The sequence below is a fragment of the Bradyrhizobium sp. BR 10261 genome, assembly GCF_019455395.1.
Classification (GTDB): domain Bacteria; phylum Pseudomonadota; class Alphaproteobacteria; order Rhizobiales; family Xanthobacteraceae; genus Bradyrhizobium; species Bradyrhizobium manausense.
Map to the genome: position 1 here is coordinate 128,788 of NZ_JACOFQ010000021.1, position 14,130 is coordinate 142,917.

Genomic DNA, 14,130 nt, shown 5'->3' on the forward strand with positions numbered 1-14,130 from the left:
TAGCGGCGGTCATGTCGAACCCAGCCGAGACCACGGCCGCAGCGCCTGAGCCTGTCCCCGAATGCCCGCACTGCCAGAAGCCGATGCCGCTCTGCATCTGCGACACTGTTACGCCGATCGAGAACAAGCTCTCGCTCCTGATCCTGCAGCATCCGCAGGAGCAGGACAGGGCTCTCGGCACGGCGCGGCTGCTTGCCAGGCACTTTGAAGACGCGACCGTGAAGGTCGGCCTGTCCTGGCCGAGCCTGTCCAAGGCGCTTGGCCGTCCGGTCGAGAACGCTTCGCACTGGGCTGTGCTCTATCTCGGTTCGGCGCGCGCCGCCGACCTCGACGTGGACGGCGAGATCGTCGCGCTCAACCGCAAGGGCGAGGTCGCGGACAACCAGCGCGCCATTTTTGGCAAGCTCGAAGGCGTGGTGCTGCTCGACGGCACCTGGAGCCAGGCGAAGGCACTGTGGTGGCGCAATCCCTGGATGCTGAAATGCCAGCGCGTGATCCTCAACCCGAAGCAGCCGTCGCGCTATGGCCGCCTGCGTCGCGAGCCGCGCAAGGACGGGCTGTCGACCATCGAGGCAGCGGCGACGCTGCTCGCGGGGCTCGAGCGGCGCCCCGACATCGCCGTGACGTTGAACGCCAGTTTTGAACGGTTGTTGACGCGCTATCGCGAAGTCCAGGCCGAGATGCCTGGACTGGCGCCGAAGCCCGCGCCAAAAGGCCGCCGGCGCGACTTCCGCCGCGGCAAACGGTCCTGACCTGGGCTGATCCCACGCTGCGGTTGATTGCCTCGCGGTGCGATGACGTAACGGCCCGGCCGGGGTTGCCTAACCCCCTGATCCCCTATATTGGTCCGCCCTTACGGGGCCACGTGGCGGAGTGGTTACGCAACGGTCTGCAAAACCGTGTACACCAGTTCAATTCTGGTCGTGGCCTCCATCACCAAGCTTCTGATATTTCAGCCTAAATCGTGATTCCGTTCGGGTCCGCCAATGGCGCGGACAGCAACTGCACGAGCCGCGTCCACCGGAATTGCCGGGGGCTTGCTGGCAACCCTCGATTCAGGCCCGATGGCATAAACTTCGCATCTGCGAAGGCATGCATTCAATCGAGCGCTGGAGCACACGTGGGCGAGATCGTCCGGTTTATCCCGAAATCTGAGCTTGAGCGGGCTCGCCTTATTGCCGAGGCGCGCGCGATCTATGACAGCATCTTCCCGCCTGATGCGCCCGACAGGGCGCAGCGGGATGACAAGGACAGCGTCAAGAATTGATCGCAGAGCCGTGGCCTGCCGTCAGGTTTGGGCCAGGAGGTTTCAGCAGGGCTTCAGCAGGTTTTCAGCAGGCGGCGTACCAGCCATCCGGAAAGGGCAGCAGGGGCCATGCGCCCTCATTGTCATTCGCGGCCTTGAGCGGCGTCTTGGGCGCTGCGTCGAAGCTCCACGGGCGGGGCACGAAGTCCTCCGTCGGCGCAGGCGCGAAAGTGTCGTGAATCATGGCGTCCCGGACGGCATCCAGCATCAAATTGAATTCAGCCTCGCTCATCACACCCTCCGGAACGCGGATGGCGCACTGTCGCAAAGCCGGTTTGTTGGCCGATTGACCCGATCGTTCGGATTTTAACGATCCGGCGATCGAGGTCCGCTTGGTTACCGATTTCTGAAGATCCCTGAACCCCAGGTAAATCCGAGGACCTCCAGGAAGTTCCAGGCGGCCGCCAGTGTGCAAGAGATCACATCCCCCGCGATTCGTTCCTCCTACCTCTTTGCCCACACCGGCCAATAGAGGCCGGTCCGGCAGGGCAGACAGGAGACTGGTCATGAAGGCGAGGTTCTTGCGGTTTGCGGGTATGAGAAGCCGGGCGCGTCGCGCCTCCACCGTCGGCCTGTTCCTGACGTTGTTTGCATCAGCTGCGAATGCGCAGCAGGGCACACCGGAGCAGCGCCGGGCCTGCACGCCCGACGTCTACCGGCTCTGTGCCGGCGAAATCCCCAACGTCCGGGCCATCACGGCCTGTCTGCGCCGGAACCGCTCCAGCCTGAGCGAGGCCTGCCGCAGCGTGTTCGACCAGGCCGGCGGCTGACGCGCGCCCTGTGGGTTTGTGCGCAGCAAGTGGCTCGTGTGGCCTCGCGAATCCGGCATGGTCGGCCTGTGGATATGCTGCGGACAGGGTGTGGAGTGCTGTGGATTCCGACCGCAGATGGGTTCGCCCTCGCCGTATCTGGGCGAGATATCGGCATATCTCTGTCAAATGGCCTCACCAGATGATTTCCAGATTGCGTGGATTATTGCGCAGGACGAGACCATTTGGTTCTTCCGAATTCGGAATTGCGTGCCGCAATGCGCCTCCCGCGGGAACAGTTTTTGTGCAGCCGACTGCCCAAATCGCGGGCCGCTTCCATCCAATTTTTTGTACGCCGGCGGACAAGCTTTTCGGCTCGCCCTCCACCTAGGCTCCCTCCCGAGATCTGGAACATGGCCAACGCCATGACAATTCGAAGGAGCATGAGATGGACAGACGGGTTTTGCCCCAAAAACTGCACCACATGCGGCGGGGGATGTCGCGCGCATTGCCGTGGCACACGGCCGCGCTCGGCGCCGCCATCGCGGTCGGCCTCGTTGCCGTGGCACCGTCGAGCGCACAGGCCGCGGCGCCCGCCGCCTGCGCCGCTCTCCAGGAGAAATATCCGGACTGGAAGGGCAAGACGCTCGTCAACGCCATCAACCCGCACACGCCGGGCTATGAGACGATCGATCCGAAGGATCCCAGCAAATATATCGGCTTCGACATCGATCTCGGCGAAGCCATCGGCGAATGCCTCGGCTTCAAGCTGACTTACAAGCCGGTGGTGTTCGCAGCGCTCCTGACGACGCTGTCCGCAGGGCAGGCCGACATCGTGATCTCCGACATCTACGCCACCAAGGAGCGCGCCAAGGCGGCCGACTTCATTACCTACTCAAAGGTATTCGACGGCGTGCTCGTCGCCAAGGGCAATCCGAAGGGCATCAACGGCATCAACATGTCGATGTGCGGCGCAGCCGCGGCCGAAAACACCGGTTTTGTCGAGGTGCCGCTGGTCCAGGCGCTGATGCCCGAGTGCAAGAAGGCCGGCAAGGCGGAGCCGACGGTCCAGCTCTACGACAACAACGCCAACTGCATCCAGGCGATCCTGGCCGGTCGCGCCGACACCTATGTCAACGACGTCAATACCGTCGATAGCGCGGTCAAGGCCTATCCGGACAAGCTGGAGAAAGCGATCGCGGTGACGATCCCGTACTCGGTCGGCATTGCCGTCCCGAAGGACAAGCCGAAGTTCCGCGACGCGGTGCTCGCTGCGCTGATCGAGGTGCAGAAGGCCGGCATTCACATGGAGCTTCTGAAGAAGCATGAGCTCGATGTGAACAACTTCAAGGAGCCGGACGTCCTGACGGCCGATTGATGTCGCTGTTCCTCCATTACCTGAGCATGCCGTATCTGCTCGAGGGCATCGAGCTTACCCTCGAGGTGACTGCCCTCGGGCTCGGCGGCGGATTGATCCTAGGATTGATCCTCGCCGGCATGCAGCTCTCCCGCTTCTGGGTGCCGGCGGCGATCGCCCGGGGCTACACCGTGATCTTCCGCGGCACGCCGCTGATCCTCCAGATGGTGTTCGCTTACGACGCGCTGCCGCATATCGGCATCAAGCTGCCGGCGGTGCTGGCCGCAGGTCTCGCGCTTGCCTGCAACGAAGCGCCGTTCATCGCTGAGATGCTGCGTGCAGGCGTGCTCGGCGTCGATCGCGGGCAGGTGACGGCAGGCCAGGCACTCGGCATGACCCCGCGGATACTGATGTGGCGCGTGATCGCGCCGCAGGCGATCCGCACCATGATTCCGGCCTTCGGCAATGAGGCCGTCAGCGCGCTGAAGAATTCCTCGCTTGCCTCCGTCGTCGCGGTGCAGGAGCTGACGCTGCGCTCGACGCAGCTGGCGTCCTCGACCTTCGACTTCTTCTCGATCTTCTTCGCCTCGGGGCTGCTCTATCTTGTATTGACCGCGACTATTAGCGGCATCCAGCTGTTCGTCGAATGGCTGCTTGACCTCGACCGCACAAGCAACCGTGAGCGCAAGCTCGCCGATTACCTGCCGTGGAGGCGCGTCGATCTCGCCACCAAGCTTACGTTCGCCGAGACCGCGTTGGCCGATCCCGAACCGGCGCCGGCCGAGCTTGCGGACACGCCACCGCTGGCCTTGACCCGCGAACAGCGCGCCCGCCGCGCCGCCACGATCGCGCGCAACAATATCGCGGTGGAGGCCAAGGGTCTCACCAAGAGCTACGGCAGGCAGAAGGTGCTCGACGGCCTCGACCTCACGGTCCGCGTCGGCGAGGTGGTTGCGCTGCTCGGGCCCAGCGGCTCCGGCAAGAGCACGCTGCTCCGCTGCATCAACCATCTCGAAAACTGGGACAACGGCTCCGTCCGCGTCGGCGGCCGCCGCCTCGGCTTTGCCGACGACGGCAAGCCATTGTCGCCACGGGCCATCGCCAACGAACGCGCGAACGTCGGCGTCGGCATGGTGTTCCAGCAATTCAATTTGTTCGCCCATCTGTCGGCGCGGGAAAACATCGCGGGTCCGCTGCGCTGGGTGCACGGCATGACCGGGATCGACGCCGATCGCCGCGCCACCGAGCTGCTCGACCGCGTCGGTCTCTCACATCGTGCCGACGCACTGCCGCGGCATCTCTCCGGTGGCCAGCAGCAGCGCGTCGCCATTGCGCGCGCGCTGGCGCCGAACCCGAGCGTGCTGCTGCTGGACGAGCCGACCTCGGCGCTCGACCCCGAGCTCGTCAACGAGGTGCTGGAGGTGATCCGCCGTCTCGCCATCGACGATGGCCTCACCATGATCATCTCGACCCATCAGATCCGCTTCGCCGATGAGGTCGCCGACCGCGTCGCTTTCCTGAGCGGCGGCGCGATCATCGAAGAGGGGCCGGCGCACGAGGTGCTCTCCAACCCGCGCAATCCGCTGACCGCACGTTTCCTCAGCGTGATGGAAGCCGCCAGGACCCCGGAGGCGGTGCGATGAGCCCCGCATCCGCGACGTTCAAGACTCCCGAAGAGGCCACCTCATGAAGCATTTCACGCTGCCGGTTTCGCCGAAAACCGTCCACTGGGGCTATTTCTCCAAGAAAGTTACGCCGGCGCTGACACTGCGTTCGGGCGATCGCGCCACCATCGAGACGCTCACCCATCACGCCAATGACGATTACGAGCGGATGATCGCGGGCGATCCCGGCGCCGAGAGCGTGTTCCATTGGACGCGCGAGCACAAGGCGGTGGCGCGCCGCGGCTCAGGCCCGACCGAAGGGCCGTTCATCCGCGGCGCAGGCGAGGGGATCGGCGTGCATCTCCTCACAGGCCCGGTGGCAATCGAGGGCGCCGAACCCGGCGATATTCTTGAGGTGCGCATCCTCGATATCAGGCCGCGGCCGAGCTGCAGCGCCTGCCATGCCGGCCGCTGCTTCGGCTCCAATGTCGCGGCGAATTGGGGCTTTCACTATCACGACCTGATCGAGGAGCCGAAGCCGCGCGAGGTCGTCACCATCTTCGAGCTCGACACCTCAGGCGAGCCCTACGCGAAAGCCGTCTACAACTACGTCTGGACCCCGCAGACCGACCCCGACGGCATCGTGCATCCGACCATCGATTATCCCGGCGTCCGTGTCGACCACGCGACCATCAGGAAACGCGGGAACATCCTCCCGAGCGTGAAGGTGCCGGCGCGACTGCACTTCGGCACCATGGGCCTCGCGCCGTCGGAGGCCGATTTCGTCAGCTCGATTCCGCCGAGCTACACCGGCGGCAATATCGACGATTGGCGCATCGGCAAGGGCGCGCGCATGTTCTATCCGGTCGCGGTGTCAGGCGCCTATTTCTCGGTCGGCGATCCTCATGCCGCGCAAGGCGACAGTGAGCTCGGCGGCACCGCGATCGAGACCTCGCTGACCGGCGATTTCGAGTTCATCCTGCACAAGAAGGCTGATCTGGCCGGCACCCATCTCGAGGGCCTCGACCATCCCATGCTCGAGACCGACCGCGCCTGGTCATTTTATGGCTTCACCTATCCGAACTATCTCGCAGCCCTCGGTGCCGACGCACAAACCGAGATTGCCAACCACTCGAGCCTCGACCGCGCGATGCGCGATGCGTTCCGGAAACTGCGCCGGTTCCTGATGACCGTGCATGGTCTCAGCGAGGACGAGGCGATCTCGCTGATGTCGGTGGGCGCCGATTTCGGCGTCACCCAGGTCGTCGATGCCAATTGGGGCGTCCACGGCACGATCAGAAAGAACATGTTTCGGTGCGACTGACGCCCAGTAGCCCGGATGGAGCGAAGCGCAATCCGGGACAGCGACAATGGCGGCCCGATTACGCTTCGCTCCATCCGGGCTACGCAGCGTGCTCGATGTAGACATCGGGCTCTAACACTCTGAAGGCAAGTCCGTTTTCGAGATGACCACGTGACCAACAAACCTCATCTGCGGCCCGTCGCTGCGACGGATGACCGCGTGCGTCTGGCACAGAGGTTGCTTCGATCGAGCGCAATCTGGGTCGATCCGATGAGTTTTCGCCCGTTCACGAGCGAGTCCTACGCGCAAGACGACCGCCCTGAAGCCTGGCGGGACGTGCTGGCTGCGGTCGGCCTGCGACCGGCGGCGAATAATCCGTTTTATGACGGGCACGCGACCGCCTCGCGTCGTCATGCCACAGGCGTCGCGCTGACGCGCATGGCCGCGGGGGCGCAGAGCGTCGCACCGCTCGCGCAAGCGAATGACGATCCGCCGATCGCGTTGATGCCGGTCGAGGATGGCATGGTGCTGAAAAGCACGGGCGGTCATCGCATCGTTCCGGTTGGCCATCTGGTGTTGCTGCCGCGCAGCGGCGACTGGAGCATCGTGTTCCAGCGCGACATGCGCGCCATCGTACTGGCCGTGACCTCGGAGGCGCTGCATGGGCGCCTGTCCGGCAAACCTCGGCTCGGCGAGCCCCGCGTCGTTCCATCGGGCGGATTCGCTGACGTCTTCGCCCGCTTGCTGGACGCGACCGCGCGCACGCTCGACACACTTGGCGATGCCGAGTGGAATGCGGTCGCGCAGTCGCTGGTCGATCTCCTGCTGACGCTCGCCCATCAGCAGGCCACCGCGACGTCAGACGCGGGATCGAGCGCGACGCAGGCCGCGCTGCTGCACCGGATCTGCCAGACCATCGAGCGCCGCCTCGGCGATCCCGATCTGGTGCCGGTGCGCGTCGCACAGGCTGAAGGGATTTCCGAGCGCTACCTGCAAAAGCTGTTCGAAACGGTAGGCGACAACTTTACCCATTACGTTCGCGAGCGACGGCTCCAGCGCGCCTGGGCCGATCTGTCGAGCCCAACCGAAGCGCATCGCTCGATCTCGGAAATCGCCTATGCCTATGGCTTTGGCGATTCCGCCCATTTCAGCCGCGCCTTCCGCCATCGCTTTGGCCTCGCGCCGCGCGAGTTTCGCCAACAGGAAGCCGAGCGTGCGACGTTGCAGCACGGTCTTGCCGGTCAGCGCGGCTGGCCGCAAGAGGCGCTTGCGCAGTTGCGCGTGCATGCAAGCGCGGAGGCCCGCAGCAATGTCTTCCGCACGGACACCGAGGAGGCGAGAACCGCCGGGCAACGGCATCATCATCTCCCGGTCGAGGCCGGTCGCGTCCATTGGGGCTATTTCAGCCGCTCGCTGCCGCCGCAGATCGAGATCGCTTCTGGCGACACCATCACGATCGAGACCCTGACCCAGCACGCCTCGGATGCGCCGGAGATGATGATCGTAGGCGATCCCGGCGCCGAAAGCGTGTTTGGCTGGACGGCCGCCAGGAAGAACGTCGACCGCCGCGGCGCAGGCCCTATGGACGCCAGCGTGTTTGGTCGTGGTGCCGGCGAGGGGTTCGGCGTCCACATCTGCACCGGGCCCGTTGCGGTGAAGGACGCGCAGCCCGGCGACGTGCTGGAGGTGCGCATTCTCGACATCGTGCCTCGCGCAAGTCGTAGCCCGGACCATGCGGGTCGCGTATTCGGCTCTTCGGTGGCGGCGTGGTGGGGTTATCATTACAACGAGTTTCTCGGCGGCCCGAAGCCGCGCGAGATCGTCACCATCTACGAGATCTTCGACGACGCCGTGGAGCCGCACGCCCGCGCGCTTTATTCCTACCGCTGGGAACCGCAGACCGATCCCTTCGGTGTTGTGCACGCCACCTACGACTATCCTGGCATTCCCGTTGCGCCTGCTACGATCAAGCGCCGGCATGCCGTGCTCGACGGCGTCCGTATTCCGCTTCGGCCGCATTTCGGCGTAATCGCGGTAGCGCCGCGCGAGGTCGACTTTGTCGACTCGGTTCCGCCCTCCTATTTCGGCGGCAACCTCGACAATTGGCGGCTGGGCAAGGGATCGACCGTTTATCTGCCGGTGTCCGTTCCCGGCGCACTGCTATCGGTCGGGGACTCCCACGCCACGCAGGGGGACGGCGAGCTCAGCGGCACCGCGATTGAATGCTCGATGACCGGCACGTTCGAGGTGATCCTGCACAAGAAGGCCGATCTCGCCGGCCGGCCCTTTGCCGATCTCTCTTATCCCCTGATCGAGACCGCGACCGATTGGGTGCTGACCGGCTTCAGCCATCCCAATTATCTCGCCGAGTTCGGCGCGCAGGGCCAGAGCGAGGTCTATGCAACATCCTCGCTCGACCTCGCCATGAAGGACGCGTTCCGCAAGATGCGGCGCTTCCTGATGAACGTGAAGGGCCTCAGCGAGGACGAGGCGATCGCGCTGATGTCGGCCGCTGTCGATTTCGGCGTGACGCAGGTGGTCGACGGCAATTGGGGCGTGCACGCCATCCTCAGCAAGCGCCTGTTTCGGCACGCGTCTAAAACCCAGGGATAATTCGAGTGAAATTCCACATGATCAGCGGCGGACCGAAGCCGGTCGCGCCCTTCAGCCACGCCGTCGAAACCGACGGCTTTGTCTTCGTCACCGGCCAGATGCCGGATACGCCAAACGCACCGGGCGTCCTGCCCGACGGCATCGTTGCGCAGACCCATGCCGTGATGGAGAATTTGAAGGTCGTGCTCGCCGGCCTCGATCTCGGCCTCGAGCACGTGGTGATGACGCGCGTGTACCTGACTCGCTTCAAGGAAGACTACGCCATGATGAACGAGACTTACCGCACGTACTTTGCACCCGGTTGCCTTCCGGCCCGCACCTGCGTCGGCGTGACCGGGCTTGCCTACGATGCGTTGATCGAGATCGATTTGATCTGCCGGCGGCCATGACGGCCAGCCCCATGACGATTCAATCCGGTCTCATCGCGCTCTAGTGCTTGCCGAACCATTCCTCGTAGATCCGCTGATACGTGTCGTTCTCGCGCAGCCCCAAAAGGGCTTCGTTGACCTGCTTGCGCAAAGGACTGCCGGTTGGGAAGACAATGCCGTAGTCTTCCTTGTGAAAGACGTCGCCGACAATCCGCGCCAGTCCCCGGCCGTCATGAGTGGTGTAGTAGAGCAGGGCGGGTGCATCGAACACGACGGCGTCGACCTGCTGGTCCAGCAGCGCCTTGTAGAGGTCATCGACCTTCTCGAACTCGCGAACCTCTGCCCTGAGCTCGTTCAGATAGGCGGTTGCGGTGCTGCCGCGCGTGCTGCCGACGGTCTTGCCGACAAGATCCTGCTGGCCGTTGATCGGCCCCTTGATCTGCTGCACCGTCAGTGAAGCCGTCAGCTGGGCTGTATAGAACGCGACGAACACCACCCCCGTGAACATCCACAGCACGGCCACGATCCGGGCTATCCAGTGCCGCGGCATCTGATCGGCCTGGGTGGCCAGCGTGCCCGCCGCCCAGAACATCGCATGGAAAATCCCCGGAAAATATTTTTTGGTTGGAATGATGCCGCTGTGATGCGTGCGCTCGACCAGGAACATCAGGTGCGCCGGCACGAGGATCAGGAGCAGCGCAATGCCGAGCCAGACCAGCAGGGTGCGCGAGAAGAACAATTGCATCAGCTCGCGGAGCGGATTGGCTTCGACATTGACGGCCGTGCCGCGCACCAGGATTTGCAGGCCCGAGTTCATGATCGGCTGCGAGAAGTCGAACCTGTCCTCGCGCTCCGACGTGATCGAGATTGCCGCGATGGCGAGATCGGCTCGTCCACTTGCCACCGCTCCGAGCAATTCGCTCACATCGGGCAACACGACATATTCGGTCTCGCGATTGAGCCGTTTGCCGATGCTGTTCCAGAGCTCGATGCTGAAGCCGCCCAGCACGCCGTTATTCTCGACAACCATTGGCGGCACGATGCGGGTCGCCACGCGGAGCCTGGCGGTCTCGGCCTGAGCCGTCGACCAGCTGATGCAGACGAGCAGTGCCACCGCCAGTGCGCGGACGATCTCGGCTGCGAAAGCCCGGAGCAACCGGGCGCTTCGAGCACTAGAGCCGGCTGCCTGATGCGGAGCAGTCATCGATGTTTCCCGGTCGGAGCTGCGTTTCTGGATAAGGGGAAGGGAAGTGACGACCATCCGATTAACAGTCGGATGATCCGCCGGGGAAGAGTGGGGAGCGATTTCAGCTTCCCGATTTGCGTAAAATTGCAACCGGCGCGTGCAAGAAGTCTTGATCGGCGGTGACTTAGGAGTGATGGCCGGCCTTGAACGCGGCCCCAGGCGACGGCGACTAACCCAAAGAGTGCATCAGGATCAGTGGAAATTGATCGACCTTCTCCCTTGTAAAGCACCAAAATGGTGCTTTAGTGCTTTCCATGAACCCGTCGCCCCGAAACGCGCCATCGGCGCTTCGATACCGGCTTGCCCCTGACCCGGCCGCCAAGGCCGCGATGGAGGCGACGTTCCAGGCCTATGACCGCATGATGGAGATCCTTGATGAGGTCGCGCGGACCCACAATGTGGGCTCCAACGTCGTCCTGCTGCACGCCCACGCCTATGAGCCGATCCGCAAGGAGACCGCGCTACCGTCGCGGCTGGTGACGCTGGGCCTGCGCGACCGCGCCGAGTACCGCGCGGCGCAAGGCCGCCGCCTGCCGCTCGACGACAAGCTCGCCAAGATCAAGGGCCCGGCCACCATTTCGATTTCGACCGTGCAGGGGCGCTTCAGCGTGCCCTTCGATTATGCCGGCTACGCGGAGGGCTGGGGGCGGAGCGTGCCCGCCCACCTGATCCGCACCGACGACGGTTTCGAGGTTCACTACGGCGTCACGCCGAACAGTCTGCCAGAGGAGGAGAACGCTATGGATACCATCGCAGCCGCTCCCGAGAATTTCCTGTCACGGGTCGGGCGTCTGATCGCCGGCATCGCCTATGACGCGATCGAGCAGGCGGAAGGCGACAACAAGCTGAAAGTCGTGGGCCAGGCCATCCGCGAGATCGAGCGCGCCGAGAGCGAGGCGCGCGATGCACTCGCCGCTGCCCGCGCCGAGGAATACCGCCTCAACGCCCGCCGCACCGAGATCGAGCGCGAGATGACCGATCTTGCCGCCAAGATCGAGGGCGCGATCACAGACGGCCGCGACGATCTCGCCCGCGCCGGCATCGCCCGGCAGATGGATCTGGAGGCGCAGTTCGAGGTGCTCTCCCGCGCCATCGACGAGAACAACGAGAAGATCGAGCAATGCGTGACATCGCTGCGTGCCGTGCTCTCGGCGCTGCAGGATGCCGAGCAGCGCCGCGTCGATCTCGCAACGAGCGAGGCGGAAGCAAGCCACCACGCTTCGCACTCGCCGCGTAAGCGCGGCGGCAGCTCCGCCGCGGCAAAGGCGCTGCGGGCGGGCAGGGCGGTGGCGCGCGTCACCGGCGTGCCGGCGGGCATTCCGTATTCCAGCGACATCGACGAGCTCAGCGCGCTGCATCGCGACAAGGAGATTGCGGCAAGGCTCGCGCGGTTGAAGTCGCGCTCCTGAAGAGTATCGTGTCATGAGCGCATTGCTCGAACACGTCATGGCGCCGGAGGTCCGTCCGTTCGCGATCGCGGCGGCCATGATCCTCATCGTCGGCACGCTCGAAGTGGTCACGATGCTGGTCGGGGCCTCCTTGAGCGAGGTGCTCGGCACCAGCATCGATTTCAGCCATCCCAGCGACAATGGCGTGATCAACGCCATCTCCTGGATCAATGTCGGCGGCGTGCCGCTCTTGATCTTTCTGCTGCTGGCGCTCGGCGCCTTCTCGATCACGGGCTTCCTGATCCAGGACGTCGCGCGGATGGTGGCCGGGCCCTTGCCGGCTTCAATCGCCTCGCTGGCGGCGGTCGTCGTCTCGGTCCCGCTGATCCGCGGCGCGAGCCGGGGCATCGCCCGGATCATTCCGAAGGATGAAAGCTACGTTATCGGCCTCGGCGATCTCGTCGGCCGCGTCGGTGAGGTCGTCGTCGGCCCGCTCGACCAGGGCCCGCCCGGTCGCGTCAGCGTCGCCGATATCCACGGCAACCGCCACTTCGTGCTTGCGGTTGCAGCACCGGACTCGGCGCCGCTGCCGCAGGGAACCCTCGTCCTCCTGGTCGATCGTGTCGACACCCGTTTCGTCGCGGTGAAGGCAGACGATGAACTCAAACCGACCAAAGCAACTCTAAGCCAGCAAGTCCATTAGCGGAGAAAGTTATGTTCGACATCGCAGTCCCGGCCATGATCGGCGTCGCGCTGATCGTCGTTTTGGGCATCATCTTCACCATCCTCTACAAGCGCGCCACGCGCGACGAAGCCTTCGTGCGCACCGGCCTCGGCGGCAAGAAGGTCGTGCTCGACGGCGGCGCCATGATCCTGCCGATCTTCCATTCCTATGCCAGCGTCAACCTGAAGACGCTCAGGCTCACGGTCGAGCGCAAGGAGCGGGAATCCCTGATCACCAAGGACCGGCTGCGCGTCGACATCGTCGCCGAATTCTACGTCCGCGTTCGCCCCGACGACGAGAGCATTGCGCTCGCGAGCCAGACCTTGGGCGCGCTGACCAATGACGCCGAAGCCCTGCGCAACCAGGTCGAGGCGAAATTCGTCGACGGCCTGCGCTCGGTGGCGGCGACCATGACCATCCTGGAATTGCAGGAAAAGCGCAGCGACTTCGTCAAGCACGTGCAGGCAACGGTCGAGTCCGACGTGAAATCCAACGGCCTCGAACTGGAGTCGGTGTCACTGACAAAACTCGACCAGACCGACGTCAAGTTCTTCAACCCCGAGAACTTCTTCGACGCCGAAGGTCTGACCCAGCTCAAGACCATCACCGAGACCCGCCGCCGTGACCGGAACGCCATCGTGCGCGACAACGAAGTCGCGATCGCCCAGAAGGATCTTGAAGCGCGCCAGCAGACGCTGGGGATCGAGCGGACCAAGAAGGAGGCCGAGCTGTCGCAAGAGCGCGACATCGCCAACAAGACTGCGAGCACGCGCGCCGAGGTCGCAACCGCAACCCAGACCGCGCGCCTGACGGAAGAGAATGCCCGCATCGACACCGATCGGGCGGTCGCCGAGAAGGAAGCGGGCGCGAAGCAAATCAAGGAGACCGCGGTCATCGAGTCGGATCTTGCGATCAACAAGCGCAAGACCGACGCGCAGCGCGAGATCCAGATCGCCACGCAGGAGAACGAGATCCAGATCGCGGCCAAGAGCAAGCAGACCTCGGAAGCCGTGGCCGAGGCCAAGACGGCCGAAGCGCTTGCCGTTTCCGCCGAAGAAAAGGTGGTCACCGCGCGCGCCGTCGAGGTCGCAGACCGTGCCCGTCTGACCCAGGTGCTTGCCGCACGCACCGAGGCCGAACGCAAATCGACCGAGCTGATCGTCGCGGCTGAAGCCGAGAAGCGGGCCTCGCTCGACCGCGCCGAGGCCGTCAAGACGCTGGCGACCGCCGAAGCTGAATCCAACAAGATCAAGGCGGTTGGCGTGCGCAACATCGGTGAGGCAGAGGCTGCCGTCATCACCATGAAGAACGAGGCGCAGAACAAGCTCGGCAGCAACGTCATCGATTTCGAGATCGCCAAGAAGCGGATCGAGACGATGCCCTCGGCGTTGGCGGAGATGGTCAGGCCGATCGCCAACCTCAAGGACGTCCGCATCCTGCACACCGGCGGCGCGTTCGGTGGCAATGGCAAC

At 64.3% G+C, this 14,130-nt stretch carries 13 protein-coding genes and 1 tRNA gene; 12 read left to right on the top strand and 2 right to left on the bottom strand.

All coding sequences use genetic code 11. The annotated features are described in order from the left end of the window. The first annotated feature begins 11 nt into the window (after nt 1-11). From HYH07_RS23915 to HYH07_RS23925, 3 genes are all read left to right on the top strand, one after another. Nucleotides 12-752, top strand: a complete 741-nt coding sequence (locus HYH07_RS23915) for a tRNA-uridine aminocarboxypropyltransferase (protein WP_220004794.1) — start codon at nt 12-14, stop codon at nt 750-752. A gap of 107 nt (nt 753-859) precedes the next feature. Further along, nucleotides 860-933 (top strand) — tRNA-Cys (locus HYH07_RS23920). Nucleotides 934-1,120: 187 nt separating this feature from the next. After that, nucleotides 1,121-1,267, top strand: a complete 147-nt coding sequence (locus tag HYH07_RS23925; RefSeq protein ID WP_220004795.1) for a hypothetical protein — start codon at nt 1,121-1,123, stop codon at nt 1,265-1,267. Nucleotides 1,268-1,331: 64 nt separating this feature from the next. Here HYH07_RS23925 and HYH07_RS23930 read toward each other — a convergent pair whose 3' ends face one another. Next, nucleotides 1,332-1,538, bottom strand: a complete 207-nt coding sequence (locus HYH07_RS23930) for a hypothetical protein (protein ID WP_220004796.1) — start codon at nt 1,536-1,538, stop codon at nt 1,332-1,334. Between the two features lie 274 nt (nt 1,539-1,812). On the opposite strand from HYH07_RS23930, the gene HYH07_RS23935 reads away from it, so the two are divergent. The 6 genes from HYH07_RS23935 (at nt 1,813) to HYH07_RS23960 (ending at nt 9,321) form a co-directional block, all read left to right on the top strand. Beyond that, nucleotides 1,813-2,076 carry a hypothetical protein gene (locus tag HYH07_RS23935; protein WP_220004797.1) on the top strand — a complete coding sequence of 88 codons (264 nt, stop codon included), beginning with the start codon at nt 1,813-1,815 and terminating at the stop codon, nt 2,074-2,076. A 463-nt stretch (nt 2,077-2,539) separates the two neighbouring features. After that, the gene (locus tag HYH07_RS23940; RefSeq protein ID WP_220004810.1) at nt 2,540-3,433 is read left to right on the top strand and encodes an ABC transporter substrate-binding protein; all 894 of its coding nucleotides are present in this window, start codon (nt 2,540-2,542) and stop codon (nt 3,431-3,433) included. Then, nucleotides 3,433-5,055, top strand: a complete 1,623-nt coding sequence (locus HYH07_RS23945; protein ID WP_220004798.1) for an amino acid ABC transporter permease/ATP-binding protein — start codon at nt 3,433-3,435, stop codon at nt 5,053-5,055. Before HYH07_RS23940 ends, HYH07_RS23945 begins: the two co-directional genes overlap by 1 nt. A 43-nt stretch (nt 5,056-5,098) precedes the next feature. Continuing rightward, entirely contained in the window at nt 5,099-6,340 is a 1,242-nt protein-coding gene (locus HYH07_RS23950; RefSeq protein ID WP_220004799.1) for an acetamidase/formamidase family protein, read from the top strand. 249 nt (nt 6,341-6,589) lie between these two features. After that, the gene (locus HYH07_RS23955; RefSeq protein ID WP_220004811.1) at nt 6,590-8,932 is read left to right on the top strand and encodes an acetamidase/formamidase family protein; all 2,343 of its coding nucleotides are present in this window, start codon (nt 6,590-6,592) and stop codon (nt 8,930-8,932) included. A 5-nt stretch (nt 8,933-8,937) separates the two neighbouring features. Then, entirely contained in the window at nt 8,938-9,321 is a 384-nt protein-coding gene (locus tag HYH07_RS23960; protein WP_220004800.1) for a RidA family protein, read from the top strand. A gap of 40 nt (nt 9,322-9,361) precedes the next feature. Here the strand turns inward: HYH07_RS23960 and HYH07_RS23965 are convergent, their stop codons facing one another. Beyond that, nucleotides 9,362-10,456: a transporter substrate-binding domain-containing protein gene (locus tag HYH07_RS23965; protein ID WP_220004801.1), complete on the bottom strand. Its 1,095-nt coding sequence runs from the start codon at nt 10,454-10,456 to the stop codon at nt 9,362-9,364. A 335-nt stretch (nt 10,457-10,791) separates the two neighbouring features. Here HYH07_RS23965 and HYH07_RS23970 point away from each other — a divergent pair, with 335 nt between their 5' ends. The 3 genes from HYH07_RS23970 to HYH07_RS23980 form a co-directional block, all read left to right on the top strand. Beyond that, nucleotides 10,792-11,955 carry a PspA/IM30 family protein gene (locus HYH07_RS23970; RefSeq protein WP_220004802.1) on the top strand — a complete coding sequence of 388 codons (1,164 nt, stop codon included), beginning with the start codon at nt 10,792-10,794 and terminating at the stop codon, nt 11,953-11,955. A gap of 13 nt (nt 11,956-11,968) precedes the next feature. Continuing rightward, nucleotides 11,969-12,637 carry an OB-fold-containig protein gene (locus HYH07_RS23975; protein ID WP_220004803.1) on the top strand — a complete coding sequence of 223 codons (669 nt, stop codon included), beginning with the start codon at nt 11,969-11,971 and terminating at the stop codon, nt 12,635-12,637. 11 nt (nt 12,638-12,648) lie between these two features. After that, on the top strand, nt 12,649-14,130 hold a 1,482-nt coding region (locus tag HYH07_RS23980), incomplete at its 3' end, for a flotillin family protein (RefSeq protein WP_220004804.1).